General features: G+C 72.0%; 25 protein-coding genes. 17 read left to right on the top strand and 8 right to left on the bottom strand.

The features are described 5' to 3' along the window. Nucleotides 1-10 precede the first annotated feature (10 nt). Complete coding sequence (locus tag HOO61_RS03730; RefSeq protein ID WP_172257037.1) at nucleotides 11-1273, top strand: HNH endonuclease signature motif containing protein; 1263 nt, start codon at nucleotides 11-13, stop codon at nucleotides 1271-1273. A 26-nt stretch (nucleotides 1274-1299) separates the two neighbouring features. Then, complete coding sequence (locus HOO61_RS03725; protein WP_172257035.1) at nucleotides 1300-1827, top strand: heme-binding protein; 528 nt, start codon at nucleotides 1300-1302, stop codon at nucleotides 1825-1827. A 255-nt stretch (nucleotides 1828-2082) separates the two neighbouring features. Here HOO61_RS03725 and HOO61_RS23665 read toward each other — a convergent pair whose 3' ends face one another. The 4 genes from HOO61_RS23665 to HOO61_RS03705 form a co-directional block, all read right to left on the bottom strand. Continuing rightward, nucleotides 2083-2604, bottom strand: coding sequence for a hypothetical protein (locus HOO61_RS23665; RefSeq protein WP_216658533.1), 522 nt, complete (start codon nucleotides 2602-2604; stop codon nucleotides 2083-2085). A 132-nt stretch (nucleotides 2605-2736) separates the two neighbouring features. Continuing rightward, nucleotides 2737-3501 (bottom strand): dimethylargininase, encoded by a 765-nt coding sequence (gene ddaH, locus HOO61_RS03715; RefSeq protein ID WP_172257033.1) that lies wholly within the window; start codon nucleotides 3499-3501, stop codon nucleotides 2737-2739. Nucleotides 3502-3580: 79 nt separating this feature from the next. Then, the gene (gene heR / locus HOO61_RS03710) at nucleotides 3581-4360 is read right to left on the bottom strand and encodes a heliorhodopsin HeR (protein WP_172257031.1); all 780 of its coding nucleotides are present in this window, start codon (nucleotides 4358-4360) and stop codon (nucleotides 3581-3583) included. Between the two features lie 49 nt (nucleotides 4361-4409). Continuing rightward, the gene (locus tag HOO61_RS03705) at nucleotides 4410-6092 is read right to left on the bottom strand and encodes a long-chain-fatty-acid--CoA ligase (RefSeq protein ID WP_172257030.1); all 1683 of its coding nucleotides are present in this window, start codon (nucleotides 6090-6092) and stop codon (nucleotides 4410-4412) included. Between the two features lie 196 nt (nucleotides 6093-6288). Between HOO61_RS03705 and HOO61_RS03700 the strand changes: the two genes are divergently transcribed. From HOO61_RS03700 to HOO61_RS03690, 3 genes are all read left to right on the top strand, one after another. Beyond that, the gene (locus HOO61_RS03700) at nucleotides 6289-6735 is read left to right on the top strand and encodes a cyclic nucleotide-binding/CBS domain-containing protein (RefSeq protein ID WP_172257029.1); all 447 of its coding nucleotides are present in this window, start codon (nucleotides 6289-6291) and stop codon (nucleotides 6733-6735) included. Nucleotides 6736-6822: 87 nt separating this feature from the next. Then, nucleotides 6823-7284 (top strand): NfeD family protein, encoded by a 462-nt coding sequence (locus HOO61_RS03695; protein ID WP_172257028.1) that lies wholly within the window; start codon nucleotides 6823-6825, stop codon nucleotides 7282-7284. Nucleotide 7285: 1 nt separating this feature from the next. Continuing rightward, nucleotides 7286-8248 (top strand): SPFH domain-containing protein, encoded by a 963-nt coding sequence (locus HOO61_RS03690; protein WP_172258137.1) that lies wholly within the window; start codon nucleotides 7286-7288, stop codon nucleotides 8246-8248. A 9-nt stretch (nucleotides 8249-8257) separates the two neighbouring features. On the opposite strand, the gene HOO61_RS03685 is transcribed toward HOO61_RS03690, so the two are convergent. Beyond that, the gene (locus HOO61_RS03685) at nucleotides 8258-10294 is read right to left on the bottom strand and encodes an NADPH-dependent 2,4-dienoyl-CoA reductase (RefSeq protein ID WP_172257027.1); all 2037 of its coding nucleotides are present in this window, start codon (nucleotides 10292-10294) and stop codon (nucleotides 8258-8260) included. A 2-nt stretch (nucleotides 10295-10296) separates the two neighbouring features. Next, nucleotides 10297-10842 carry a PadR family transcriptional regulator gene (locus HOO61_RS03680; RefSeq protein ID WP_172257026.1) on the bottom strand — a complete coding sequence of 182 codons (546 nt, stop codon included), beginning with the start codon at nucleotides 10840-10842 and terminating at the stop codon, nucleotides 10297-10299. A gap of 195 nt (nucleotides 10843-11037) precedes the next feature. Here HOO61_RS03680 and HOO61_RS03675 point away from each other — a divergent pair, with 195 nt between their 5' ends. The 8 genes from HOO61_RS03675 (at nucleotide 11038) to HOO61_RS03640 (ending at nucleotide 20276) form a co-directional block, all read left to right on the top strand. Continuing rightward, nucleotides 11038-12186: a CaiB/BaiF CoA-transferase family protein gene (locus tag HOO61_RS03675; RefSeq protein WP_301538939.1), complete on the top strand. Its 1149-nt coding sequence runs from the start codon at nucleotides 11038-11040 to the stop codon at nucleotides 12184-12186. Beyond that, entirely contained in the window at nucleotides 12183-12917 is a 735-nt protein-coding gene (locus HOO61_RS03670) for a glutamine amidotransferase (protein WP_172257025.1), read from the top strand. Before HOO61_RS03675 ends, HOO61_RS03670 begins: the two co-directional genes overlap by 4 nt. Nucleotides 12918-12969: 52 nt before the next feature. Beyond that, complete coding sequence (locus HOO61_RS03665; RefSeq protein ID WP_172257024.1) at nucleotides 12970-14418, top strand: NAD(P)/FAD-dependent oxidoreductase; 1449 nt, start codon at nucleotides 12970-12972, stop codon at nucleotides 14416-14418. Between the two features lie 183 nt (nucleotides 14419-14601). Next, nucleotides 14602-15882 carry an extracellular solute-binding protein gene (locus HOO61_RS03660; RefSeq protein WP_367650012.1) on the top strand — a complete coding sequence of 427 codons (1281 nt, stop codon included), beginning with the start codon at nucleotides 14602-14604 and terminating at the stop codon, nucleotides 15880-15882. Nucleotides 15883-15912: 30 nt separating this feature from the next. Beyond that, nucleotides 15913-16929 carry a carbohydrate ABC transporter permease gene (locus tag HOO61_RS03655; RefSeq protein WP_367650011.1) on the top strand — a complete coding sequence of 339 codons (1017 nt, stop codon included), beginning with the start codon at nucleotides 15913-15915 and terminating at the stop codon, nucleotides 16927-16929. After that, nucleotides 16926-17744 carry a carbohydrate ABC transporter permease gene (locus HOO61_RS03650; RefSeq protein WP_172257021.1) on the top strand — a complete coding sequence of 273 codons (819 nt, stop codon included), beginning with the start codon at nucleotides 16926-16928 and terminating at the stop codon, nucleotides 17742-17744. The genes HOO61_RS03655 and HOO61_RS03650 overlap by 4 nt, the downstream gene beginning before the upstream one ends. Continuing rightward, nucleotides 17741-19231 carry a GH1 family beta-glucosidase gene (locus HOO61_RS03645; protein WP_172257019.1) on the top strand — a complete coding sequence of 497 codons (1491 nt, stop codon included), beginning with the start codon at nucleotides 17741-17743 and terminating at the stop codon, nucleotides 19229-19231. Before HOO61_RS03650 ends, HOO61_RS03645 begins: the two co-directional genes overlap by 4 nt. A gap of 10 nt (nucleotides 19232-19241) precedes the next feature. Beyond that, nucleotides 19242-20276 carry a LacI family DNA-binding transcriptional regulator gene (locus HOO61_RS03640; protein ID WP_172257017.1) on the top strand — a complete coding sequence of 345 codons (1035 nt, stop codon included), beginning with the start codon at nucleotides 19242-19244 and terminating at the stop codon, nucleotides 20274-20276. A 45-nt stretch (nucleotides 20277-20321) separates the two neighbouring features. Here HOO61_RS03640 and HOO61_RS03635 read toward each other — a convergent pair whose 3' ends face one another. Next, nucleotides 20322-20675 (bottom strand): ArsR/SmtB family transcription factor, encoded by a 354-nt coding sequence (locus tag HOO61_RS03635; protein WP_367650010.1) that lies wholly within the window; start codon nucleotides 20673-20675, stop codon nucleotides 20322-20324. A 76-nt stretch (nucleotides 20676-20751) separates the two neighbouring features. Here HOO61_RS03635 and HOO61_RS03630 point away from each other — a divergent pair, with 76 nt between their 5' ends. From HOO61_RS03630 to HOO61_RS03615, 4 genes are all read left to right on the top strand, one after another. Then, nucleotides 20752-21168: an ArsI/CadI family heavy metal resistance metalloenzyme gene (locus HOO61_RS03630; RefSeq protein WP_172257013.1), complete on the top strand. Its 417-nt coding sequence runs from the start codon at nucleotides 20752-20754 to the stop codon at nucleotides 21166-21168. A 218-nt stretch (nucleotides 21169-21386) separates the two neighbouring features. Next, nucleotides 21387-22847 (top strand): DEAD/DEAH box helicase, encoded by a 1461-nt coding sequence (locus HOO61_RS03625; RefSeq protein ID WP_172257011.1) that lies wholly within the window; start codon nucleotides 21387-21389, stop codon nucleotides 22845-22847. 198 nt (nucleotides 22848-23045) lie between these two features. Beyond that, nucleotides 23046-24113, top strand: a complete 1068-nt coding sequence (locus HOO61_RS03620) for an LLM class flavin-dependent oxidoreductase (protein WP_172257009.1) — start codon at nucleotides 23046-23048, stop codon at nucleotides 24111-24113. Nucleotides 24114-24137: 24 nt separating this feature from the next. Beyond that, nucleotides 24138-24824, top strand: a complete 687-nt coding sequence (locus HOO61_RS03615) for a CPBP family intramembrane glutamic endopeptidase (protein ID WP_172257007.1) — start codon at nucleotides 24138-24140, stop codon at nucleotides 24822-24824. Between the two features lie 11 nt (nucleotides 24825-24835). Here HOO61_RS03615 and HOO61_RS03610 read toward each other — a convergent pair whose 3' ends face one another. Next, nucleotides 24836-25735: an NAD(P)H-binding protein gene (locus HOO61_RS03610; protein WP_172257005.1), complete on the bottom strand. Its 900-nt coding sequence runs from the start codon at nucleotides 25733-25735 to the stop codon at nucleotides 24836-24838. Between the last annotated feature and the right edge of the window lie 5 nt (nucleotides 25736-25740).

Below are 25740 nucleotides of genomic sequence, written 5' to 3'. Positions count from 1 at the left end.
GAGTCCGTGCATGACAGCGATCGCACACTTCGACGACCACCAGGTGGTGGCGTTGGCGCGGTGGCTGGAGGCCGACCTCGCGGCGGCCATCGACCGGCCGATGTGGACGATGTCGACCAAGGACGCCGAGGAGGCGCTGCTGTCGCTGACCCGCGCGCGGGGCCAGCTCGACGCGCTCCTGATGCGGGTGCTGCGGCAGGCGGAGGCCGTGGGCGTCGGCATGGACACCGGCGCCACGTCGACGGCCAACTGGTGGTCACACGCGACGCGCACCACCCGGGCTGAGGCGCACCGGCTGGCACGGTTGGCGAAGACTCTGGAGGACCACGACGAGGTCGCCCAAGGGTTGGCGTCCGGCGACTTGCGCACCGACCAGGCGCGGGTGATCGCCGACGCAGTGGACGAGCTGCCCGACGCCGTCGAGGACTGGGTCCCGGCTGCGGCGACGCGGTTCCTGCTCGACAAGGCCGGCGAACACGATGCCAAGGACCTGCGCATGCTGGGGCGCCGCGTGCTCGAGGCGGTCGACCCCGCGGCCGCGGACGCCGAGGAGGCGCGCCGTCTCGAGGCCGAGGAGGCCGACGCCCTCGCCGAGGCGTCGTTCTCCATGGTCGACGACGGGCACGGCACGTGCCACGGTCGCTTCACCATCCCGTCGCTCCACGGGGCGATGCTCGCCAAGGACCTCAAGGCCCGCGTCGCTCGAGACCTCAGGAAGGGAAGCGCGGGCGGCCACGGAGACGCGGAGCGCCCGCCGGCGCTGACCCGACACCGGATGGGCCGGGCATTCATGGACTACATCGAGACCCGCCCCGCCGCGTCCACGCCCAAGGCGGGTGGGGTGGCGGCGACGGTCGTCGTGACCATGGACCTCGACACCCTGCTCGGTGGCCTCAAGGCTGCGTCGCTCGACACCGGCGGCCGGATCAGCGCCGGCGAGGCGCGACGGCTCGCCTGCCGGGCGGGCATCATCCCCGCCGTGCTCGGCGGCCCGAGCGTGCCGCTCGACGTCGGCCGCAAGCGTCGCTTCCACACCGAGGCGCAGCGGGTGGCGATGGGCATCCGTGACGGCGGCTGCACGGCCGCGGGCTGCGATGCGGCACCTGCGATGACCGAGGCCCACCACGACGAGGTGTCGTGGGGCGAGGGTGGCGGGACGAGCGTCGAGAAGGGGCGGCTGCTCTGCCCGCCCCACCACCGCCGGATCCACGACCCGACGTTCCAGCACTCCCTCGACACGCACGGCAAGGTCCGCTTCACCAGGCGGACGTGAGGAGGTCGCGGAGGGAGGATGGAGTCATGACCGAGCAGCAGCCCTACGAGGTCGTCCGCGAGTACGCCGACTTCGAGCTGCGCCGCTACCCCGACCACGTGGTCGCCGAGACGCGGGTGACGGGGTCGTTCGAGGGCGCGGGCAACACCTCGTTCCGACGGCTCGTGGGCTACATCGGCGGCCGCAACACTCAGTCTCGCAAGGTGGCGATGACCGCGCCGGTCGTGCAGGAGACCGAGGACGAGTCGGCAGGCCGCTTCGTCGTCGGCTTCGTCATGCCCGCCGGCTTCGACCTCGCCAGCGCTCCCGACCCGACGGACCCCGACGTCCGCATGCGCGCGGTGCCGGCACAGACAGCCGCGGCGCTGACGTTCTCCGGACGCTGGACGCGCGAGCGCTACGACGAGCACGCCCGCGGGCTCCTCACCGCCCTGGACGCCGCGGGCCTCGACGTCGTGGGGCCGGCTCGGTTCGCGCGGTTCGACCCGCCGTGGACGCCGTGGTTCCTGCGACGCAACGAGGTCGTCGTCCCGGTCGCGTCTCCGGCTGTCTGACCGCAGCCGGCGAAACGGCGGGTGCTCGGCGGGCGTGCTGCGGGCTAGCCTCGAGTCCTCGCCTCACCCCTGGGGCGGACGGGCTCCGCAGGCTCGACCTGCGCGGCGACCGTGATCCGTGAACAGTGGTCCGACCACATCGGCAGGGGTTGCCCGGCGGCCGGGTCCTTCCGACCCGGCCCGTCGGTGCCGCGCACGTGCGGTCGCGCACGTGCGGCGGACGTGCGGCGGACGTGGCCCGGACGCCAGCCCCGTTCAGCGCCGCTCGGCGACCGCCCGGAGCGCGGCGAGGTCCGCGCGGTCCTTGTCCCCGCCCGCGTCGTCGGGGCGTGGTTCGGCCTTGCCCTCGAGCATCGACTCCAACGTCATCACCCGGACGTGCAGGTGGCCCAGGGGTCGACGCTCGTGGGCGAGCGGCCCGGGTGAGACCACGATCGGCTCCCCCGGCACCCGTACGACCACCCGGCCCTCGTCGTCGGTCTCCACGAACGTCAGCTGCAGCTCGTAGCCGTCACCGGCGTAGTTGGTGCCCACGAGGTCGTCGTCCTGCGGGGTGTGGACCCAACCGGCGGCGGTGAGCGCTTCGTGGACCTTGGCCTCGTCGCTGCGTTGGACGAGCACGTCGATGTCGTCGTGAGCGCGCGTGACGCGTCCGACCCACAGGTCCACGGCCCACCCGCCGAAGAACCAGTGGCTGACTCCGGCCGATTCCAGGGCTTCGGCGGCGCCGGCGAGCGCGGCCGTCTGCGGTGTCAGCTCCAGCGACGGCTCTTCCATGGTGTCCCCGTCCGGTCGTGTGCCTGCGGCCAGAGTCCTCGGGTGCCCGGCCTGCTGGCAAGGGCGAGGCTCCCCGGTCCGGACCGGCCACACGTGCGGCGGTCGTGGCGCCGGCCCCGGCAGGCCCGACCCTCAGCCGCGCAGGCGCACGGACAGGCAGGTGACGCAGCCCTCGAGCTTCTCGTACTCCGTGACGTCGACGGCGACCACGCGGAGCCCGCGCTCCTCGTAGAGCGCGCGGGTCCGGGATGCGGCCGACGACATCAGCACCGTCGCCTCGTCGAGGAGCACGACGTGCGAGCCCGGCTCCTCTGGCACCGGGAGGAACGACTCCCACACCGAGGGGTCGTCGACGACCTCTTCCCACCCCACGACCGTGCCGTCGGGCAGCGCGGTGACCGCGGACTTCAGGTGCAGCGCCTTCGTGAGCGGTACGGCGACCACGCGGGCGCCGAGCGGCGCGAGGTGCTCGGCGAGCTGGTCGACGCCGGCCTGGTTGGTGCGCCCGCCCAGGCCGACCCACACGGTGTCGTCGTGCTTGAGGACGTCGCCGCCGTCGAGGGTGCCGGGTGCCTCGATGCGTGCGATCCGGTAGCCAAGGCCGCGCAGCACCTGCTCCGTGCCGGCCACCTCGGCCTTGCGCTCGTCGGCGCCGGGGCGGGTGATCACGGCGAGGTCGTCGTACATCACCACCGTGTCCTCGACGAACACCGAGTCCGGGCACTCGGGCGCCGGTGGCACCTCGATGGTCTCCCAGCCCTCGGCCTGCAGGGCGGCGACGTACGCCTCCCACTGGCGCTCGGCGAGGTCCAGGTCGACCGGGACGCGGTCGATGTGGGTCAGCAGTCCCTCGGTCAGGCGGGGGCTCGGGCGGCGGACCAGGGCGCGACGGTTCATACGGCGATCCTCCCAGCCCGGACCGGCCGCGGTGTCCCCGTCCCGCGGGGTGCACCGCTGAGGGGTCGCGGGTCCCCGCTCAGCTCGCGAGCGACCCGGCGAAGATCTGCCAGGCCAGTGCGGACTTCGCCACCAGGCTCAGCACGAGGTAGGCCTTCTCGCCGAACGCGTAGCTGCGCCAGGGCCCGATGCCGCGGTACTGCAGCCACTGGTTGAGCGCGAAGCTGTTGAAGAAGACGAACAGCGACACGAAGATGCCGATCACGAACCCGGGCACCTCCTCGGCGGCGACGAGGTTGGCGGCGATGGCGATCCACGGCGCGGCACCGGCGACGCAGCCGAACCAGAAGGGCTTCATCGTCCGGGTCGGGCTGCCGGGCGGGTTGGCCGACTCCTGGAGCCAGCCGAACAGGATCATCGCCACGTTGGCGCCCACGATGCCGATGAGGGCCGAGATGTCGACGATGCCCGAGTAGAGGGCGATGAGCACGACCATGATCGTGGCGCTGAAGGAGTACTCGACCCAGCGGAACCGGTTGATCCCGCCCCGCAGGTCACGCTCGTAGGTGCGGCGCGCGACGGTGGCGGTGAGCAGGTGGTCGAGGCTCGCCATCAGCAGGAAGACCGCGATCGTGGCGCCGATCGGGAGGTCGACGAGCGACTCGGGAGAGGCGGGTGCCGAGCCGGGCGGGCCGGTGGGGAGCGTCTGGGTGATCGTGATCGCGAAGTCCGTGGCCAGCACGACCACCGCGACCGCCTGCCCGAGGTGCAGCGCGGTGAGGGCGAGGTTCCACCGCCGCAACGACCGCAAGGATCGTTCGTCGACGCCCGTCGCAGTCACCTCGGAGGTGGTCGTCATTCCTCCATCATGCGGCACCACGCCCAGACCCCGCCGGACGTCGACGAGGTCAGGCGTGCGGCCGCAGCCGCGCCACCACCTCGCGGCGCAGCACCTTGCCCATCGGGTTGGTCGGCAGCTCGTCGACGAACACCACCCGGCGCGGCACCTTGTAGGGCGTGAGCCCCTGGCGCGAGTGGTCGCGCAGCTCGTCCGGCTGCACCGGCACGCCCTCCACGAGCACGACTGCGGCGACGACCTCCTCGCCGCCGTCGTCGTGCGGCAGGCCGACGACCGCCACGTCCACGACGCCGGCATGGGTGCGGATCACGGCCTCCACCTCGGACGGGTAGACGTTGAACCCGCCGGTGATGATGATCTCCTTGATCCGGTCCACGACCGTCAGGAAGCCGTCGGGCGACATGGTCACCACGTCCCCGGTGCGGAACCACCCGTCGTGGAAGGCGGCCGCGGTCTCGTCCGGCAGTCCCCGGTAGCCGGAGAACACCTGGGGGCCCTTCACCAGCAGCTCGCCGCGCTCGCCCTGCGGCACCTCCCGGTCGAGGTCCTCGGGGTCGGCGACACGGACCTTTACGTCGGGGAAGGGCACCCCGATCGCGCCCGGGCGCCGCGCCTTCGTCATCGGGTTGCCGACGATCACCGGCGACGTCTCGGTGAGGCCGTAGCCCTCGACGAGAAGCCCGCCGGTGGCGGCCTCCCAGCGCTCGACAAGGGGAGCGGGCAGCGGCATCGCCCCCGACAGCGCGTAGCGGATGCCGCGGATCGAGACCCCACGTCGCTCCGCCTCGTCGACGATGCGCTGGTAGAGCGGGGGCACCGCGGGCACGAAGCTCGGCACCTCGCGCTTGACGGCGTCCATGATCAGCCCGATCTCCGGCTTGGGCAGCAGCACCAGCTTGGCGGCCAGGGCCACGCCGAGCAGCACGCTCACGGTGACGCCGTACGCGTGGAAGAGCGGCAGCGCGACCAGGAACGACTCCTTGCCCTCCTCGAGGCCGGGGACCCAGGCCCGGCCCTGGACGACGTTGGCGACGAGGTTGCGGTGCAGCAGCGGCACGCCCTTCGGCACTCCGGTCGTGCCGGACGTGTAGAGCAGCAGCGCGACGTCGTCCCGGGACGGCCGGGGGTGCGACTCGTCCAGCGGGGCGGCCGAGGCCAGCTCGTCCCACTGCATCGCCTGCGGTGCCGGTGAGGTCAGCTGGTAGCGGGCGGCGCGCGCCTTCGGGATCGGCAGGCGCAGCGCGAGCCGCTTGGTCCACGGGAGCCGGGTGGTCAGGTCGACCGCGACGACGTGCTCGAGGGCCGAGCCGGCGCGCAGCTTCTCGACGACGGGCACGACCTTGTCCCACACGATCGCCACCCGGGCGCCGTGGTCGACGAACGGGTGGCGCAGCTCCGCCGCGGTGTAGAGCGGGTTGTGCTCGACGACGGTGGCGCCCAGCCGCAGCACCGCGAAGAACGCGATGACGTTCTGCGGGCAGTTGGGCATCACGAGCGCGACGTTGTCGCCGGGTCGTACGCCGAGCGCGTGCAGGCCGCCGGCCACACGTCGTACCTCGTCGTCGACCTCCGCGTAGGTCGAGACCCGGCCCAGGAAGTCCAGCGCGGGTCGGTCGGGGTGCCGTCGCGCGGAGTTCTCCCACAGGTCGAGCACCGTGGTGTCGCCGTAGTCGAGGTGCAGGGGCACCCCGGGTGCGTACGAGTCAGCCCACAGGGGCTCCTGAACCGGCACGTCTCTCCTCGTCCTGGTGTCGCAGCACGGGATCGCGCTACCCACCAACGTATCGCCGGCACCGGACGGGGCGCAGGGCAGTGTGTCCCCCCGGCCGGGGACCAACGCCCCTGCCGCCGGCGAGGACGACGGAGCAGGCTCGGGTCACCAGCAGAGGCGAGCGGAGGACACCGTGATCACCAGCAGCAGACGCAGCATGCATCCCACCGACGTGGTCGCCCGGGTGATGGTGTGGCCGGTGGCGACCGTGCCGGGCGAGGCCTCCCTGCTGGAGGTCGCGGAGTCGTTGGCGGCCGACGGCGTCGGTGCCCTCGGCGTCGTCGAGGGCGGACACCTCGTCGGTGTCGTGTCCGAGCGCGACGTCGTCCACCACCTGGCACAGGGCGCGAACCCCGACCACGTGACGGCGGCCGACGTGATGGCCACCGACCTCGTCACCGCCAATCCGGACGACCCGATCCTCGACACGGCGCGGCGGATGGTGGAGGCGCAGGTCCGGCACCTGCCGGTGCTCCGGGGCGACGAGGTCGCCGGCTTCGTCTCGATGCGTGACCTCTTCGAGGTCCTCGTGGACGTCGCCGCCCACGAGGAGGACGTGGTCGTGGTCCCGAGCGGCACCCGGGTCGTGGTGCGCCAGGAGTGACGCGTCCGGGCAGGGGCGCCGCGCACCCCTGCCCGCCCTTCCATCATCGACGTACGCTGGAGGGACTTCCTCCGACGGACGACCCTCATGTGGTGGCTTGCCTGGCTGATCGCGGCTCTCATCCTCGGCGTGGCGGAGTTCCTCACGCTGACGCTGGTCTTCGGCCTCCTGGCGGGTGCGGCCCTGGCTGCGGCCGTCGCCGCAGGTCTCGGCGCCGCGGTGCCGGTGCAGCTGCTCGTCTTCGCCGTGACCGGCGGCGTCGCGCTGGTCGCCGTACGACCGATCGCCAAGCGGCACCTCGCGCTGCCGCCGGTCTCCCGTGAGGGGAGCGACGCGCTCGTGGGTCGCTCCGCCGTGGTGGTGCGAGAGGTGAGCGACACGGGCGGGCTCGTGCACCTCGGCGGCGAGGACTGGTCGGCGCGGCCGTACGCCGACGGGCTGGTGATCCCGGCCGGCGTGCGCGTGGACGTCTACGAGATCGAGGGCGCGACCGCCCTGGTGCACCCGCGCGAGCCCCTGCCCGAACGACTACCGAGAGAGCGTGAGTGAGATGTACGTGTGGGTGCCCCTGGTCGTGCTGGCCCTCCTGGTCGCCTTTGCGGTGGCCTCCTCGATCCGGATCGTGCCGCAGGCACGCCGCTACAACATCGAGAGGTTCGGCCGCTACCAGCGCACGCTCCAGCCGGGGCTGAACCTGATCATCCCGCTGGTGGACCGGGTCAACACCAAGCTCGACGTGCGCGAGCACGTCTACACCTCGGAGCCCAAGCCGGTGATAACCGAGGACAACCTGGTCGTCGCCATCGACACCGTCCTCTACTACCAGATCACCGACCCGCGGGCGGCGGCCTACGAGGTCACGGACTACCTCCGCGCGATCGACCAGCTCACCGTCACGACGCTGCGCAACCTCATCGGCTCCATGGACCTCGAGAGCACCCTCACCTCGCGCGAGACCATCAACGAGCGTCTGCGCGAGGTCCTCGACGAGGCGACGGGACGGTGGGGGATCCGGGTCAACCGCGTGGAGATCAAGGCGATCGACCCGCCGCGCAGCATCCAGGAGGCGATGGAGAAGCAGATGCGCGCCGAGCGCGACAAGCGTGCGGTGATCCTGCACGCCGAGGGCGAGCGCCAGTCGCTGATCCTCACCGCGGAGGGCAACCGCAGCAAGATGATCCTCGAGGCCGAGGGCCGCCAGCAGGCCAAGGTCCTCGAGGCGGACGGGGAGGCACGGGCGCTCGAGCGGGTCTTCCAGGCGGTCCACGCCAACGACGCCGACCCGCAGGTGCTGGCCTACAAGTACCTCGAGATGCTGCCGCGCCTCGCGGAGAACGGCAACGGCTACTTCGTGATCCCGGGCGAGCTCAGTGAGGCGATGCGCACCGTGACGTCGGCCTTCGCGTCCGGCCGCGCACCCGAGGCCGCACCCGAGGCGGCCGCAGGCGACCAGAGGTCCGGCGAGCCGTTGCTCGACGAGACGCTGGTACGCCGGCAGCAGCTGGGCGCCTGACGCCGGGCGTCAGATCGCCGCGACGACCTCCGTGCCCTGCTTGATCGCGCGCTTGGCGTCGAGCTCGGCGGCGACATCGGCTCCGCCGATCAGGTGCACAGTGGCGCCGCCGATGAGGCGGGCGTCGCGGTCGAGGCCGTCGTACAGCTCCCGCACCGAGTCCTGGCCGGCGCAGACCACGATCGTGTCCGCCTCGATCACGCGCGGCACGCCGTCGACCGTGACGTGGAGGCCGTCGTCGTCGATGCGGTCGTAGGTCGCTCCGCTGACCATCGTGACCTTCGACTGCTTGAGCACCGCACGGTGCGCCCAACCCGACGTCTTGCCGAGGCCGATGCCGATGGGGGTGGTCTTGCGCTGCACCAGCGTCACCTCGCGCGCCGGGGTGCGCGGCTTGGCCTCGATCAGGCCGCCCGGACTGAGGGCGGGGTCACCGACGCCCCAGTGGGCCATCCAGTCGTCGAGGTCCTCCTCCTCGTGCGTGAGGAAGACGCTCACGTCGACGCCGATGCCGCCCGCGCCGATCACCGCGACGCGGCGACCCGGGACGACCGCGCCGCTGAGCACGTCGGCGTACGACGCCACGGATGCGTGGTCGATGCCGGGGATCTCCGGGATGCGGGGCTCCACGCCCGTCGCGACGACCACCTGGTCGAAGCCGGCGAGGTCGGCGGCGGTCGCCGCGGTGGAGAGGCGTACGTCGACGCCGAGGACCTCGAGGCGGCGGGTGAAGTAGCGCAGCGTGTCGGCGAAGTCCTCCTTGCCCGGGACCGCCATCGCGAGGCGGAACTGGCCGCCGAGCTCGGGCGACTTCTCGAACAGCGTGACCGCGAAGCCGCGCTCCGCCGCGGACGTGGCGGCGGCGAGACCGGCGGGACCCGCGCCGACGACGGCCACCGTCTGCTTGCGCAGCGTCGGCATCAGCACCAGCTCGGTCTCGTGGCAGGCGCGCGGGTTGACCAGGCAGGAGGCCCGCTCGTTGCTGAAGACGTGGTCGAGGCAGGCCTGGTTGCAGGCGATGCAGGTGTTGATCTCGTCGGCGCGCTCGTCCATCGCCTTGGCCACGAAGGCCGGGTCGGCCAGCAGCGGGCGTGCCATCGACACGAGGTCGGCCTCGCCGGCCGCGAGGATGTCCTCGGCGAGCTCGGGGGTGTTGATCCGGTTGGAGGCGCAGACCGGGACGTCGACGACCTCCTTGAGGCGCGCGGTGTGCGAGCGCCAGGCGCCGCGCGGGACCTGCGTGATGATCGTCGGCACCCGCGCCTCGTGCCAGCCGATGCCGGTGTTGAACACCGTGACGCCGGCGGCCTGCAGGTGCAGCGCCAGCTCGGCGGTCTCCTCCCAGGTCTGCCCGCCCTCGACGAGGTCGAGCAGGGAGATCCGGTAGACGATCGGGAAGTCGGGGCCGACCAGCTCGCGCGAACGGCGTACGACCTCGACGGCGAAGTGCATGCGGCGCGCGGGCGAGCCGCCCCAGGCGTCGTCGCGGTCGTTGGTGCGAGCGGCGAGGAACTGGTTGATGAGGTAGCCCTCGGAGCCCATGATCTCAACGGCGTCGTAGCCGGCCTTGCGGGCCAGCGCGACGCTCTTGGCGAAGGCGGTCGCGGTGTGGTCGACCTCCTTGCTCGACATGGCGCTCGGCTTGAACGGCGTGATCGGCGACTTCTTGTCCGACGCGCTCTGCGAGAACGGGTGGTAGCCGTAGCGACCCGCGTGCAGCACCTGCAGCGCGATCGCGCCGCCGGCCTCGTGCACCGCGCCGGTGACCCGCTCGTGGCGCTTGGCGTGCAGCCGGTTGGTCATCTCGCTGGCGAACGGCTTGAGCCAGCCGCGCTTGGTCGGCGCGTAGCCGCCGGTGATGATCAGGCCGACCCCGCCACGCGCCCGCTCCTCGAAGAACGCCGCGAGCTTGTCGATGTCCCACGGGTGGTCCTCGAGCCCGGTGTGCATCGAACCCATCACGACGCGGTTGCGCAGCGTCAGCGCGTCGGGGCCGGTGCCGAGGGTGATCGGCTCGAGGAGGTGGGGGTAGCGGGGGTGCGTCATCGTCAGTCTCTTTCGGCTCTTCCGTGGGCGTGCAGGTAGTCGGTGGTCCAGTCGACCCAGAACCGCTCGAGCCGGATGCCGCCGCGCAGCACCAGCCACTGGTCGAGCGCGGCCTCGTCGAGGTCGGCGGGGTCGGGGAACTGCTCGCGCTCGAGCTGCTCGTAGTGCGCGAGCCGGGTCGCGTGCTCGGCCCGCGCGGCGAGGAGGTTGTCCAGCAGCACGGCGCGGTCGCCGTACGACGCCCCGCGCAGCTTGACCGCCAGCTCGCTGCGGAAGGTCTCCATCGCCATCGGTGTGGCCAGCCACTCCGCCAGCACGCGACGGCCGGCCTCCGAGGGCGTGTGGACCTTCTTGTCGGGTCGCCCGTCCTGGGCGACGACCTCGACCCGCACCCACCCGTCGGCCTCCATCCGCGCGAGCACGCGGTAGATCTGCTGGTGGGTGGCGTGCCAGAAGAAGCCCAGCGACTTCTCGAAGCGCCGGGTCAGCTCGAGCCCGCTCGCCGGGCGCTCGCTCAGCGCGACGAGGAGGGCGTGCTCGAGGGCCATGGCGCCATGGTGCCCGACCTATGCAACGAGTTGCAAGCCTCGGGTGACCCAGGAATCCCCGGCCGACCGGCTCTTGCTGCACTTGTCAGGCCGTGCACAGGCCGACAACTTCAGGAATCACCGGCCAGCCGGGGATTCCTGATGCAAGGCCGCCGCCCTCGCGACCCTGACAGCACCGGTGTCATGATCAGGCGCATGACGTACGAGCTGGGGCAGGGGACCGGGCCGCTGCGGGGCGTGCGGGTGGTGGAGGTCGCGGGCATCGGGCCGGGGCCGCACGCGTGCATGCTGCTGGCCGACCTCGGCGCCGACGTGCTCCGCATCGACCGGCCGGGCGGCGGGATGTTCGTCCTGGGCGACAAGGACGTGCTCAACCGCGGCCGGCCGAGCGTCGCGCTGGACCTCAAGCGGCCCGAGGCGATCGAGGCGGTGCTCGGCCTCGTGGAGCGCGCGGACGTGCTGGTGGAGGGGATGCGTCCCGGGGCGATGGAGCGGCTCGGGCTGGGGCCCGAGGACTGCCACGCCCGCAACGGGCGGCTGGTCATCGGCCGGATGACCGGCTGGGGCCAGGACGGCCCGTGGAGCCAGGCCGCCGGCCATGACATGAACTACATCGCGATCACCGGCGCCCTCCACGGCCTCGGTCAGGACCGCGAGCGGCCGCACTTCCCCAGCAACCTGCTCGGCGACTTCGGCGGCGGCTCCACCTACCTCGTCATCGGCATCCTCGCCGCGCTGCTCGAGGCCCGCACCAGCGGCCGCGGGCAGGTCGTCGACGCCGCGATCGTCGACGGCACCGCCCACCTCAACGCCATGGCCTCCACCTTCGCCGCGACCGGACTCGCCACCGGCCGACGGCGCGAGGGCCTGCTCGACGGCGGCACCCCCTGGTACGACGTCTACGAGACCGCCGACGGCAAGCACGTCAGCGTCGCGGCGCTCGAGCCGCAGTTCTGGGCCGCGCTCGTCGAGCGCATCGGCGTCGAGCTGCCCGACCGCGACGACCCGGCCAACCACGCCACCATCCGCGGCGCCCTGATCCGACGCTTCAAGGAGCGGACGCAGGCCGAGTGGGCCGAGGTCTTCGCCGGCACGGACGCCTGCGTCGCGCCCGTCGTACCCCTCGCCGAGGCGCCCGCCCACCCGCACCTCGCCGCGCGGGGCACGTTCGTCGAGCACGACGGCATCACCCAGCCCGCGCCGGCGCCCCGCTTCTCGCGTACCGCGTCCACGATCCGCAGCGGTCCCGCGCTGCCGGGCGAGCACACGCGCGAGGCGCTCGCCGCCTGGGGCATCGAGGACGTCGACCGCCTCCTCGCCAGCGGGGCGGCAGTCCAGACGTGAAGCCTTTCCTCTTCCTCGGTACCCGCGCAGAGGACGACGTCGCCCAGCAGGAGTACGACGCCGTGCTGGCCGGTTGCGGCCTGCTGCCCGACGAGCTGGCGCGGGTGCGTCTCGAGGCAGCACCGCTCGGCGAGGTCGACCTCGCCGACTGGTCGGGGATCATCCTGGGCGGCGGACCCTTCAACAAGTCCGACCCCGACGACTTGAAGTCGCCGGCGCAGCGCCGCGCGGAGGCCGAGCTGCACCACCTCGCCGTGCGGGCGGTCGAGGCGGACTTCCCGTTCCTCGGCGCCTGCTACGGCATCGGGGTGCTGGGCACCCTGCGGGGAGGCGTCGTCGACCGGACCTTCGGCGAGCCGATCGGCGCCCTGACGGTGCGCCTCACCGAGGAGGGTCGGTCCGACCCGCTGTTCGGTGAGCTGCCGGCGGAGTTCACGGCCTACCTCGGCCACAAGGAGGCCGTCGCCCGGCTGCCCGAGGGGGCGGTGCTGCTGGCCTCGACCGACACCTGCCCGGTCCACGCCTTCCGGATCGGCCGCAACGTCTACGCCACCCAGTTCCACCCCGAGCTCGACGCCGTCGCGATCTGCGACCGGATCGACGCCTACAGCGCCCACGGCTACTACGAGCCGCACGAGCAGGAGCAGCTCAAGGCCGGCGCCCGCGAGGCGATGGTGACCGAACCGGTACGGCTCCTGGCGCGGTTCGTCGAGCTCCACGCGCGGGGGTAGCCGTGCAACTCGCGGTTACACCTGAGCTGCCGACCGACCTAGGCTGGGCGTCGTGACGACTGTCGAGCACGTCGACGTGCTGATCATCGGGGCGGGCCTGTCGGGCATCGGCGCGGCGGCCCACCTCGCCAAGGACCTGCCCGGGACGTCGTACGCCGTCCTGGAGCGGCGCGAGGTCAGCGGCGGCACCTGGGACCTGTTCCGCTACCCGGGCGTGCGCTCCGACTCCGACATGCACACCCTGGGGTACCGGTTCCGGCCGTGGCGCGGTGACACCGCGCTGGCCGACGGCGCCTCGATCCTCGACTACCTGCGCGACACCGCACGCGAGTACGGCGTCGACCGGCACGTGCGCTACGGCCACCGCGTCGCCTCCGCCGACTGGGACTCGACCACCGCCCGGTGGACGGTGACCGCGGAGGTCGACGGCGAGCCTCGCGCGATGACCGCCGGCTTCCTGTGGGCGTGCAGCGGCTACTACGACTACGACGCCGGCTACACCCCGCACTTCGAGGGCCAGGAGCGCTTCGGCGGGCAGGTCGTCCACCCGCAGCACTGGCCCGACGACCTCGACCCCACGGGCAAGCGGATCGTCGTCATCGGCTCGGGAGCCACCGCGGTGACCCTCGTCCCGGCCCTCGCCCGCACCGGCGCCGCGCACGTCACGATGCTGCAGCGCTCACCGACGTACGTCCTCTCCGTGCCGGCGAAGGACGCGGTCAAGGGCCGGCTGACCAGGCTGGTCGGGGAGGAGCGGTCCTACGTCGCGACGCGGTGGAAGAACATCGCGCTGCAGTCCGCGCTCTACCGCGTCAGCCGGCGTCGCCCCGACCTCGTGCGCCGGTTCGTCCGCAGGACCAACGTCGCCCAGCTCCCGCCCGGCTACGCCGTCGACACCCACTTCAAGCCGACCTACGACCCGTGGGACCAGCGGATGTGCCTGGTCCCCGACGGCGACCTGTTCCGCGCCATCAAGGAAGGTCGCGCCGACGTGGTGACCGGCCGCATCGCCACCTTCACCGAGACCGGCCTGGAGCTGGAGTCGGGGGAGCGGCTCGACGCCGACGTCGTCGTCACCGCGACCGGCCTGAACCTGCAGGTCTTCGGCGGCGCCGAGCTGCGCGTCGACGGCGAGCGGGTCGAGCCGAGCCGGACCATGGCCTACCGCGCGATGATGCTCTCGGGCGTGCCCAACTTCGCCTTCACCATCGGCTACACCAACGCCTCATGGACGCTCAAGGCCGACCTCGTCGGTGAGTACGTCGTCCGGCTGCTGCAGCGGCTGCGCGCCACCGGCACCCGGTCGGTCGTGCCGGTGCGCGAGCCGGACGTCGAGGAGGTGCCGCTGATGGACTTCGACGCCGGCTACGTCCAGCGGGTGGTCCACACGCTGCCGCGGCAGGGCACCCGCGCCCCCTGGACGCTCCGGCAGAACTACCTCCACGACGCGCGGACCATCCGTCGTGCACGGCTCGATGACGGCGTCCTCCGGTGGTCCTGAGCGGGGATACGTGGAAGCGCTCCCACATTTCGGGGACGAGACCTGCCTCGATCGTTGACAGACGTGTGTGACGGCGGTCATAGTTGCTGGCGGACGGAAGTGGAAGCGCTCTCACACGGCTCACCGTCCACCTCCCGGTCGGGCAACCAGCCCGGCGCCCCGCAGGACGGCAGGAGTGCAGTGGTGCAGACAAAGACCCGGCGAGTCCGACTCGCCTCGAGCGCGCTGATGGCGCTCACCCTCGCGACGACCGCGGCCGCGTGCGGCGGCGGTGACGACGGGGGCACGACCGCGGACGGCAAGACCAAGCTCACCGTCGCGACCTTCAACGAGTTCGGCTACGAGGAGCTCATCGAGGAGTACAACGCGATGCAGGACGACGTCGTCGTCGAGCAGAAGAAGGCCGGCACGGCCAACGAGCACCAGGACAACCTCTACACCAAGCTCGCCGCCGGCTCGGGCCTCTCCGACATCGAGGCGATCGAGGTCGACTGGTGGTCCGCGCTCATGGAGCAGTCCGACGCCTTCACCGACCTCTCCGATAAAGAGGTCGAGGGTCGCTGGCTCGACTGGAAGACCGAGGCTGCGACGACGCCCGACGGCGCGCTGATCGGCTACGGCACCGACATCGGCCCGGAGGGCATCTGCTACCGCGCCGACCTGTTCAAGAAGGCCGGGCTCCCCACCGACCGCGAGAAGGTCGCGGCGCTCTTCGGCGACTGGGACTCCTACTTCGAGGCCGGCCGGCAGTTCGTCGAGAAGGTTCCCGGCACCGCCTGGTACGACTCCTCCGGTGGCACCGCGCAGGCCATGATCAACCAGGTCGAGTACTCCTTCGAGGACGAGGACAACACCGTCATCGCCGCGGACAACCCGGAGGTCAAGGAGGTCTTCGACACCGTCACCGCCAATGCCGCCGACGGCCTGTCCACCGGCCTGACGCAGTGGAGCGAGGACTGGACCGCCTCCTTCCAGGACGACGGCTTCGCCACGATGGCCTGCCCGGGCTGGATGCTCGGCGTCATCGAGGGCAACGCCGACGGCGTCGAGGGCTGGGACATCGCCAACGTCTTCCCCGGCGGCGGCGGCAACTGGGGCGGGTCCTACCTCACCGTCCCGGCGCAGGGCGACAACGTCGAGGAGGCCAAGGAGCTGGCCAAGTGGCTGACGGCTCCGGAGCAGCAGATCAAGGCGTTCGAGGCCAAGGGGACGTTCCCGAGCCAGGTCGACGCCCTGGAGGACCCGGCGCTGACCGGGTCGACCAGCGAGTTCTTCAACGACGCCCCCACGGGCCAGATCCTGGCCGACCGCGCCGAGGCGGTGCCCTTCATCGCCCACAAGGGGCCGAAGTTCGCCGACATCAACACGGCGTTCCAGCAGGCCATCCAGCGCGTCGACGAGGGCAAGGAGTCGGCCGACGAGGCCTGGGACTCCTTCCTCGCCGACGTCGAGCGGCTGGGCTGAGCCACGGCGATGGAGGCAGGTTCCACTGCCGTGCAGCCCGTCGGGGACACCGGTGCCTCGGTGTCCCCGACGGGTGACCGGCCACGACAGCCGCGGCGCGACGTCGTACGACGACCCGCGTGGCGGCAGCGGCTCTCGATGCTCGACGCCAAGGTCTCGCCCTACGTCTTCGTCTCGCCGTTCTTCGTGCTGTTCCTCGTCGTCGGGATGTTCCCGCTCGGCTACACGGCGTGGGTGTCGGTGCACCAGTGGGGCCTGCTGTCCGGTCAGGGCGACTTCGCCGGACTCGAGAACTACCGCCGGGTCCTGGAGGACCGCTACTTCTGGAACGCGCTGCGCAACACGATCAGCATCTTCCTGCTCTCCTCCATCCCCCAGGTGCTCATCGCCCTTGCCCTGGCGGGCCTGCTCGACACCCAGCTCCGGGCACGGACGCTGTGGCGGATGAGCGTGCTGCTGCCGTTCGTGGTCGCCCCGGCCGCCGTGGCGCTGATCTTCGGCAACGTCTTCGGTGACCGCTACGGGCTGGCCAACGAGGTGGTCACCTGGTTCGGTCTCGAGCCGATCCGCTGGCACGTCGACACCCTCGCCAGCCACCTCGCCATCGCCTCGATGGTCAACTGGCGCTGGACCGGCTACAACGCCCTGATCCTGCTCGCCGCGATGCAGGCGATCCCGCGCGACGTCTACGAGTCGGCCGCCCTCGACGGCGCCGGGCGGATCCGGCAGTTCACCTCCATCACCGTGCCGATGATCCGGCCGACCGTGATCTTCGTGGTCATCACCTCCACCATCGGCGGCCTGCAGATCTTCGCCGAGCCGCGGCTCTTCGACACCCAGGGCCTCGGCGGCTCCGACCGCCAGTACCAGACGCTCACGATGTACCTCTGGGAGCTCGGCTGGCGGGTCCGCGACCTCGGCATGGCCTCGGCGGTGGCGTGGCTGCTGTTCCTCATCATCGTCGTCTTCGCGCTCGTCAACCTGCTCGTCAGCCGACGGGCCGGGTCGCTGAAGGGCGTCCACAAGAAGGGAGCAGCACGCCGATGAACCGCCGCCCCGGCTTCTTCGTCTACGGCCTGCTGACCGCCTTCGTGCTCGGATCGTGCGCGCCGCTCTACTGGTCCTTCCTCGTCGGCTCGCACAGTCGTGAGGTGCTGACCAAGCGGGTGCCGCCGCTGCTCCCCGGCGGGCACTTCTGGGACAACGCCCAGCGCGCGTTCGACGCTGTACCGTTCTGGAAGGCGCTCGGCAACAGCCTCATCGTCTCCGGCACCGTCGCGACGTCGGTCGTCTTCTTCTCCACCCTCGCCGGCTTCGCGTTCGCCAAGCTCACCTTCCGCGGGCGCACGCCGCTGCTCGTCTTCGTCGTCGCGACCTTGGCCGTGCCCACCCAGCTCGGCGTCATCCCGCTCTTCATCGTGATGGCCAAGCTCGGCTGGGTCGGCTCGCTCTGGGCGCTGATCGTGCCGGGCCTGGTGACCGCGTTCGGTGTCTTCTTCATGCGGCAGTACCTCCTCGACGCGCTGCCCGACGAGCTGATCGACGCAGCGCGGGTCGACGGGTGCTCGCTGTTCCGCACCTTCTGGACCGTCGCCGTGCCGGCGGCGCGTCCGGCCGCCGGGATCCTGTGGCTGTTCACCTTCATGGCCACGTGGACCGACTTCTTCTGGCCGCTGATCGTGCTGCCCGCCAGCAACCCGACCGTCCAGATCGCCCTCCAGCAGCTGCAGAGCGGCTACTACGTCGACTACAGCCTCGTCCTCGCCGGCGCCACGCTGTCGACGATCCCGCTGCTGGTCCTCTTCGTCCTCACCGGCCGCCAGATGGTCGCCGGCATCATGCAAGGAGCAGTCAAGGGATGAGCATCCCCACCACGATCCAGACCACGACCGGGACCACCCCGGCCACCAGCCCGGCCGGCAGCGTCCGCTTCCCGCACGACTTCGTGTGGGGGATGGCCACCGCCTCCTACCAGATCGAGGGGGCCGTCGCCGAGGACGGACGCACGCCCTCCATCTGGGACACGTTCTCGCACACCCCGGGTGCGGTGCTCGACGACGACAACGGCGACGTGGCCTGCGAGCACTACCACCGCATGCCCGCCGACGTGGCGCTGCTCGCCGACCTCGGCGCGACGTCGTACCGCTTCTCGGTGGCGTGGCCGCGGGTGCGCCCCGACGCCGGTCCGGTCAACGACGCCGGGCTCGGGTTCTACGACCGCCTCGTCGACGAGCTGCTCTCCCACGGGATCGCGCCGTGGCTGACGCTCTACCACTGGGACCTGCCGCAGACCCTCGAGGACGCCGGCGGCTGGACCAACCGCGACACCGCGCACCGCTTCGTGGAGTATGCCGTCTCGGTGCACGAGGCGCTCGGCGACCGGGTGCCGACGTGGACCACGCTCAACGAGCCGTGGTGCTCCGCGTTCCTGGGCTACTCCGCGGGCCACCACGCCCCGGGGCGCCAGGAGGGTGCGGCCGGCCTGGTCGCGGGCCACCACCTGCTGCTCGCCCACGGCCTCGCGACCCAGGAGCTGCGCAGCCGCGGTGCGGACCGGCTCGGGCTGAGCCTCAACCTCACGGTGCCCGACCCGAGCGACCCCGCCGACCCGGTCGACGTCGACGCCGCCCGGCGCATCGACGGCCTGCACAACCGGTTCTTCCTCGACCCGATCTTCCGCGGCGCCTACCCCGCCGACGTGCTCGAGGACACCGCCGGCCTGACGTGGCACGACCGGCCGTGGCTCGACGTGGTGCGTGACGGCGACCTCGACACCATCTCGGCCCCGATCGACGTGCTGGGCGTGAACTACTACCACGGCAACGAGGTCTCGGGTCATCCGCGCACCGACGTCGTCGGGATCGGCGCCGACCACCCCGACCGCGTCGCGCTGTCGCCCTTCCCGGGCTCGGAGCACGTCACCTTCCCGAGCCGCGGGCTGCCGCTCACCGCCATGGGGTGGGAGATCCAGCCGGAGGGCCTGCACCGGCTGCTGCGCCGCCTCCACGACGACTACCCACACCTGCCCATCCACCTCACCGAGACCGGCGCGGCCTTCGACGACCGGGTCGGCGACGACGGTCGCGTGCACGACCCCGACCGGATCGCGTTCCTCGACTCCTACCTCCGTGCGGTGCACCAGGCGATCGAGGAGGGCGTGGACGTGCGCGGGTTCTTCCAGTGGTCGTTCTGCGACAACTTCGAGTGGGCCTTCGGCTACGCCAAGCGGTTCGGCCTCGTCCACGTCGACTACGCCACCCAGCGTCGGACGCCGAAGTCGAGCGCCCACTGGTACGCCGAGCTCGCCCGCACCGGGAGCCTGCCAGCGCAGGACGACGCGGCCGACTAGCGTGGCGCGCGTGACGAGCTCTCGGACCCCTGCCGGCGCGGGTCAGCCGACCCTCGACGAGGTGGCCCGGGTCGCCGGCGTCTCGCGGGCCACGGCCTCGCGCGCGATCAACGGCGGCCAGCGGGTGAGCCCGCGCGCCCAGTCGGCCGTCGACACGGCCGTGCGCACGTTGGGCTACGTGCCCAACCCCGCGGCCCGCAGCCTCGTTACGCGGCGCACGGACTCGATCGCCGTCGTCGTGCCCGAGCCCGACGACCGGGTCTTCTCCGACCCCTTCTTCGCCGGGACGTTGCGCGGCGTCAACCGCGTGCTCGCCGAGCGCGACATCCAGCTGGTGCTGCTGCTCGCGCGTCCGGGGGCGTCGACGGCCCGCACGCTGCGCTACCTCACCAACCGCCACGTCGACGGGGCCCTGGTCACCTCCCACCACCGCGACGACCGGCTCGCCGAGCACCTCGCCGACATCGGCCTGCCCTGCGTCTTCGGCGGCCGGCCGTGGACCGGGGGCGACCGGGTGGCCTACGTCGACGTCGACAACGTCGCGGGGGAGCGCGAGGCGACCGAGCTGCTCATCGGCCGCGGCTGCACCCGCATCGGCACGATCGCCGGGCCCGCCGACATGACCGCCGCCGAGGATCGCCTCGACGGCTGGCGCAAGGCGATGACCGCGGCCGGCCTCCCCGCCGACGCCGTCGAGCACGGAGACTTCACCGAGGCCAGCGGCGAGGCCGCCGCTCGCGCGCTCATGCAGCGCCACCCCGACCTCGACGGGCTCGTGGTGGCCTCGGACCTGATGGCCGTCGGGGCGCTGCGCGTGCTGGCGGAGCTGGGCCGACGGGTGCCCGACGATGTCGCCGTCGTGGGCTTCGACGACCTGGGGGTCAGCGAGCGGACCACGCCGCCGCTCACCACCGTGCGGCAACCGGTGGAGGAGATGGCCGAGCGCGCCACCCGCCTGCTCCTCGAGCGCGTGGACGAGCCCGACGCCGGCCGCCCGATGCGGATGATCATCCCGCCGACGCTCGTGCGGCGCGCCAGCGCCTGACGCCCCCGGTCATGCCGGTCGCGCGTCACCGCGGCGACGTCGCGGTCACGCGCCCCCGACCAGCGCGGCGAGGTCGGCCAGCACCTCGCGCCGCACGGCGTAGTAGACCCAGACGCCGCGCTTGGTCCGGTCGAGCAGACCCGCCTCGTGCAGCACCTTGAGGTGGTGGCTGATGGTCGGCTGCGACAGGTCGAAGGCGTCGTTGAGGTCGCACACGCACGCCTCCCCGCCCTCGCTCCCGGCGACGATCGAGACCAGCCGCAGCCGGACCGGGTCGGCGAGCGCCTTGAACAGCGGCGCCACGCGCTCGGCCTGCTCGCTGGGCAGCGGCTCGCGCACGAGGGGCGAGCAGCAGGCGACGGTCTCGACGGGGGTCAGGGTCAGCGCGGACTTCGACACCCCACGATATTGACAGATGTCGATGTCTGGGGCAATCTCGGACATAGACATTCATCGATATCCGAAGGAGCACGCCATGTCCCGCCTGCAGCTCGCCCTCAACGTCGACGACCTCGAGACGTCGATCGCCTTCTACTCCACGCTCTTCGACACCGCGCCCCACAAGGTGCGCCCGGGCTACGCCAACTTCGCCGTCGCGCAGCCGCCGCTCAAGCTCGTGCTGATCGAGAACGCCGGCAAGGGTGGGAGCATCAACCACCTCGGCGTCGAGGTCGAGGACGTCGACACCGTCGACGGCGAGCTGACCCGCCTGGCGGCCGCGGGGTTCGCGACCACCGAGGAGCGCGACACCACCTGCTGCTACGCCAAGCAGGACAAGTTCTGGGTGCAGGGCACGCCCGACGGCGAGCGTTGGGAGGTCTACACGATCACCGACGACGCGCCCGTCGAGCAGCCCACGCCTACCGAGGCCGAGGCCGTGTGCTGCGCCTGACTCCCGATGTCGGGTGCTGAGTCCCGACTCACACGGCAATGGATTGGCCGGAACACCACCCGTCCCGCTAGCGTTGACACCTCAGACGCCCGGCCGGTCTTGCCCCGGGCGCAGGTCCTCCGGGATCCTCCCTCATTTCTGAGGCACGTACGCCGCACCACACCTGCACTTCCAGGCCCGCGGCTCACGGTGGCGAGACGCCAACCGAAAGCAGTCACATGACCTTCGCCGACCTCGGCGTTCCGTCCTCGCTCGTCCAGATCCTCGAGCAGCAGGGCATCACCACTCCCACTCCGATCCAGGCCGCGACGCTGCCCGACAGCCTCGCCGGCCGCGACGTCCTCGGCCGTGGCCGCACCGGCTCCGGCAAGACGTACGGCTTCCTGCTCCCCCTGGTCGCCCGCCTCGACGCGTCCAAGATGCCGGCGATGCCGCGCAAGCCGCGCGCCCTCATCCTGGCCCCGACCCGCGAGCTGGTCGGCCAGATCCACGCCGCCCTGGCCCCGCTGGCCAAGGCTGCCGGCCTGTCGTCCGTCGTCGTCTACGGCGGCGTCGGCCAGAACCCGCAGGTGACCGCGCTCAAGAAGGGCGTCGACGTCGTCATCGCCTGCCCGGGCCGCCTCGAGGACCTGATGGGCCAGGGTCACGCCGACCTCTCGGCCATCGAGATCACCGTGCTCGACGAGGCCGACCACATGGCCGACCTCGGCTTCCTGCCCGGCGTGCGCCGGATCATGGACAAGACGCCGCAGTCGGGCCAGCGCCTGCTCTTCTCGGCCACCCTCGACAAGGCGATCGACGTCCTGGTCAAGCGGTTCCTGAGCAACCCGGTCACCCACGAGGCCGACTCGGCGCAGTCGCCGGTCGCCACGATGCACCACCACGTGCTGCACCTCTCGCGCGAGCAGCGGGTGCCGGTGCTGGTCGACCTGACCAGCGCGCCGGGCCGGACCGTCGTCTTCACCCGCACCAAGTACGGCGCCAAGGCGCTCGCCCGCCAGCTCAACAAGTCCGGCGTCCCGTCGGTCGAGCTCCACGGCAACCTGTCGCAGAACGCGCGCACCCGCAACATGGAGGCCTTCCACTCGGGGTCGGCCACCACGCTCGTCGCGACCGACATCGCCGCCCGCGGCATCCACGTCGACGACGTCGCGCTCGTGGTCCACGCCGACCCGCCGGTCGAGCACAAGGCCTACCTGCACCGCTCCGGCCGCACCGCCCGCGCCGGCAACGAGGGCACCGTCATCACGCTGATGACCGACGAGCAGGTCCGCGACGTGCGCGACCTGACCCGTCAGGCCGGCATCAAGCCGGTCACCACCAAGGTCAACGGCCCCGACCACCCGGTCCTGGTGCAGCTCGCCCCCGGCGAGCGGACCCTCGTGCCGGGCGGCCTCGTCGTCGAGACCCCCACCGGTGCCGGCGCCCAGGGTGCCCGCGCCGGCGGTGGCGGCCGCAACCGCTCGCGTCGTCGTGGCAAGAGCACCGGCCAGGGCGGCGGTCAGGGCGGCGGCCAGTCCCGTGGCCAGGGTCGCGGCCAGGGCGGCGGCCAGCGCAGCCAGGCCTCGGGCACGTCGTCCGCGTCCGGCGGCCAGCGTCGCCGCAGCGGCGGCCAGTCGGGCGGCTCCTCGCAGGGCGGTCGCGCGCACAGCGCGTCGTCGTTCAGCCGCAGCCGCTGACGCCACCGCGCAGAAGAGCCTGACATCTTCAGGGATCCCCGGGCAGCCGGGGATCCCTGAACATGTCGGCCCGTGCACGGCCTGACAACTTCGGGGATCCCCGGCCGGCCGGCCGTTCCGAGCGGGGCGTGGGCGCCGCCGGAATGCCCGCCGCCCCACGATGGTTCACCCTTCAACCAACTTGGAGGACTGGAACCGATGGCTGACTTCGACTTCTCGGTGCTCGGCACCCGCGAGCACCCCACGCTGGGCCTTGACACCTTCGGCGACGCGCCGCTCGACGGCGCCCCGGGCAACCACCCGGAGACGCTGCGCCAGGTCGTCGCCGAGGCGGTCCTCGCCGATCGCGTCGGCATCGACTACATCGGCCTCGGCGAGCACCACCGCCCGGACTACGCGATCTCCGCGCCCGACGTCGTGCTCGCCGCCATCGCCGGGCAGACCGAGCGCATCCGCCTCGGCACCGGCGTCACGGTGCTGTCCTCCGACGACCCGATCCGGGTCTACCAGCGCTTCGCCACCCTCGACGCGGTGAGCAACGGCCGCGCCGAGGTGCAGCTGGGCCGCGGGTCGTTCGTCGAGTCCTTCGGCCTGTTCGGGCTCGAGCTGTCCGACTACGACCGGCTCTTCGCCGAGAAGGTCGACCTCTTCGCCGCCCTGCAGAGCGAGGGCCCCGTGTCGTGGGAGGGCAGCGTCCGCCCGCCGCTGGTCGACCAGCGCGTCTACCCGACGACCGCCGCCGGCCGCCTGCCCGCCTGGATCGGCGTCGGCGGCACGCCGCAGTCGGTGGTGCGCGCGGCGCAGTACGGCATGCCGCTGATGCTGGCCGTCATCGGCGGCTCGCCAGCGGGCTTCGTCCAGCTCGCCGACCTCTACCGCGAGGCGCTCGGCCGGATGGACCTGCCCGAGCTGCCGATCGGCATGCACTCCCCGGGCCACGTCGCGGCCACCGACGACGAGGCCCGCGAGCAGCTCTACCCGCACCAGGCCGAGCTCTACACCCGCCTCGGCCGCGAGCGCGGCTGGCCGCCGTACTCGCGTCTCCAGTTCGAGCAGGCCGCCTCCCCGCAGGGTGCGCTCTTCGTCGGCTCGCCGGAGACCGTCGCCCGCAAGATCGCCTGGGCCGCCCGGACGCTGGGGCTCTCCCGCTTCCAGCTGAAGTACTCCGTCGGCTCGCTGCCGCACGAGCAGCGGCTGGAGTCGGTGCGCCTCTACGGCGAGGAGGTCGTCCCGCGGGTCCGCGAGCTCCTGCGGTCCGGCTCCTAGAGGCGCCCTCCTAGGCTGACTCGCATGCGTGCCTGGATCCAGCGATCGCTGTGGGACGTCGTCCCGCGCGACCAGCGTGACAGCGATGCCGCCTTCCGGCGACGCCAGGTCGTCGCGGCGGTCGTCGTCCTCGTCGGGGCGGGCGTCCTCGGCTGGTCGCTGCGCCTCGAGCCCGGCGGCAACACCTTCTACGTCGCGGCCGTCGTGCTGGCCGGGGTCTGGGCCGCCGGCGCCTTCCTGTCAGGGCGGCTCCACCTGGGTCGCATCGCCGGCGACGGCGAGGTCTTCATCCGGCCGATCCTGGCGCCGATCCTGCTGGGCCTGCTGATGGTCGGCATCTTCGTCCTCGGCGCGCTGGTGGTGCGCGAGATCGAGCCGCTCGCCGACTACGTCAGCAGCGTCCTGGAGTACGCCGACCAGGGCTCGCTGACGATCCTGGCGGCCATCACCTTCGTCAACGGCATCGCCGAGGAGCTGTTCTTCCGCGGCGCGATGTACGCCGCGATCCCGCGCCACCCGGTGTTCTGGACGACGATCGCGTACGTCGTCGCGACCCTCGCGACCGGCAACGTGATGCTCGCCTTCGCCGCCATCCTGCTCGGCGCGGTCTGCGGCCTCGAGCGGCGGGCCAGCGGCGGCATCCTGGCGCCGATCCTGACACACATCACGTGGTCGCTGTCGATGCTCTTCCTGCTACCGCTGCTCTTCTAGGCGCTGCTCTTCTAGGACTGCTCGGCGGCTGCGCGCTCGGCCAGCGCGCGTCGTACGGACTCGCGGTAGGACAGCGGCTCCCCGGGCACGACGTCGCGGATCGAGGTGTCCTTGACGACGACCTCGTGCGACATCGAGTCGATCAGGTTGCGTCCCGTCGTGGCGTCGACGTCGGTGACGAGCGCGAGCCAGTACGACGACAGCCGCGGGGTCAGCACCGGGACCGTGATGATCGGGATCGCACGACCGTTCATCGACTCGGCGGCGACCTTCATCATGTCGAGGTAGGTCAGCTGCTCGGTGCCGCCGATCTCGAACACCCGGCCGAGGGCCTCCTCCTTGCCGACGACGCCAGCGAGGTAGCGGATCACGTCGTCGAGCGCGATCGGCTGGGTCCGCGTGTTCACCCACTTGGGCACCACCATCGCGGGAAGGTTCTTCACGAGCTGGCGGGTGATCTCCCACGAGATGCCGCCGTGGCCGACCACGATCGCGGCTCGCAGCACCGTCACCGGTACGCCGTCCTGGCCGAGCAGGTGCTCGACCTCGCGCCGCGAGCGCAGGTGTGCGGACAGGTCGTCGTCGTCGTCACCCAGGCCGCCCATGTAGACGATCTGCTTGATCCCGGCGGCGGCGGCTGCCGCGCTGAAGTTGCGGGCCGCCTGCGCGTCCTTGCGCTCGAAGTCGGGGTCGTCGAGGGAGTGGACGAGGTAGATCGCGACGTCGACGCCCGCCAGCGCGGGTCCGAGCGAGTCGGGGTCGGACACGTCCGCCCCGACCGGCTCGCCCTCGCCGTCGTACGAGTCGGGGTGCCGGGTCATCGCGCGGACGTCGTGACCCTCCTCGACCAGGGCGGGGACCAGGCGGCGGCCGATGAAGCCGGTGGCACCGGTGACGAGGACTGTGCTCATGCACC

The organism is Nocardioides sp. zg-1230, from assembly GCF_013155335.1.
Classification (GTDB): domain Bacteria; phylum Actinomycetota; class Actinomycetes; order Propionibacteriales; family Nocardioidaceae; genus Nocardioides.
The sequence above is the reverse complement of the archived record's forward strand: the minus strand, read 5'-3'. Positions and strand labels throughout refer to the sequence as shown.

Bases quoted from the DNA above. Each gene is read 5' to 3' on its own strand.
- HOO61_RS03645 (WP_172257019.1), top strand. From the start codon at position 17,741: ATGAGCATCCCCACCACGATCCAGACCACGACCGGGACCACCCCGGCC.
- HOO61_RS03685 (WP_172257027.1), bottom strand. From the start codon at position 10,294: ATGACGCACCCCCGCTACCCCCACCTCCTCGAGCCGATCACCCTCGGC.
- ddaH (WP_172257033.1), bottom strand. From the start codon at position 3,501: ATGAACCGTCGCGCCCTGGTCCGCCGCCCGAGCCCCCGCCTGACCGAG.
- HOO61_RS03650 (WP_172257021.1), top strand. From the start codon at position 16,926: ATGAACCGCCGCCCCGGCTTCTTCGTCTACGGCCTGCTGACCGCCTTC.
- HOO61_RS03725 (WP_172257035.1), top strand. From the start codon at position 1,300: ATGACCGAGCAGCAGCCCTACGAGGTCGTCCGCGAGTACGCCGACTTC.
- HOO61_RS03610 (WP_172257005.1), bottom strand. From the start codon at position 25,735: ATGAGCACAGTCCTCGTCACCGGTGCCACCGGCTTCATCGGCCGCCGC.
- HOO61_RS23665 (WP_216658533.1), bottom strand. From the start codon at position 2,604: ATGGAAGAGCCGTCGCTGGAGCTGACACCGCAGACGGCCGCGCTCGCC.
- HOO61_RS03615 (WP_172257007.1), top strand. From the start codon at position 24,138: ATGCGTGCCTGGATCCAGCGATCGCTGTGGGACGTCGTCCCGCGCGAC.
- HOO61_RS03625 (WP_172257011.1), top strand. From the start codon at position 21,387: ATGACCTTCGCCGACCTCGGCGTTCCGTCCTCGCTCGTCCAGATCCTC.
- HOO61_RS03730 (WP_172257037.1), top strand. From the start codon at position 11: ATGACAGCGATCGCACACTTCGACGACCACCAGGTGGTGGCGTTGGCG.
- HOO61_RS03620 (WP_172257009.1), top strand. From the start codon at position 23,046: ATGGCTGACTTCGACTTCTCGGTGCTCGGCACCCGCGAGCACCCCACG.
- HOO61_RS03630 (WP_172257013.1), top strand. From the start codon at position 20,752: ATGTCCCGCCTGCAGCTCGCCCTCAACGTCGACGACCTCGAGACGTCG.
- HOO61_RS03700 (WP_172257029.1), top strand. From the start codon at position 6,289: ATGCATCCCACCGACGTGGTCGCCCGGGTGATGGTGTGGCCGGTGGCG.
- HOO61_RS03680 (WP_172257026.1), bottom strand. From the start codon at position 10,842: ATGGCCCTCGAGCACGCCCTCCTCGTCGCGCTGAGCGAGCGCCCGGCG.
- HOO61_RS03695 (WP_172257028.1), top strand. From the start codon at position 6,823: ATGTGGTGGCTTGCCTGGCTGATCGCGGCTCTCATCCTCGGCGTGGCG.
- HOO61_RS03675 (WP_301538939.1), top strand. From the start codon at position 11,038: ATGACGTACGAGCTGGGGCAGGGGACCGGGCCGCTGCGGGGCGTGCGG.
- HOO61_RS03690 (WP_172258137.1), top strand. From the start codon at position 7,286: ATGTACGTGTGGGTGCCCCTGGTCGTGCTGGCCCTCCTGGTCGCCTTT.
- heR (WP_172257031.1), bottom strand. From the start codon at position 4,360: ATGACGACCACCTCCGAGGTGACTGCGACGGGCGTCGACGAACGATCC.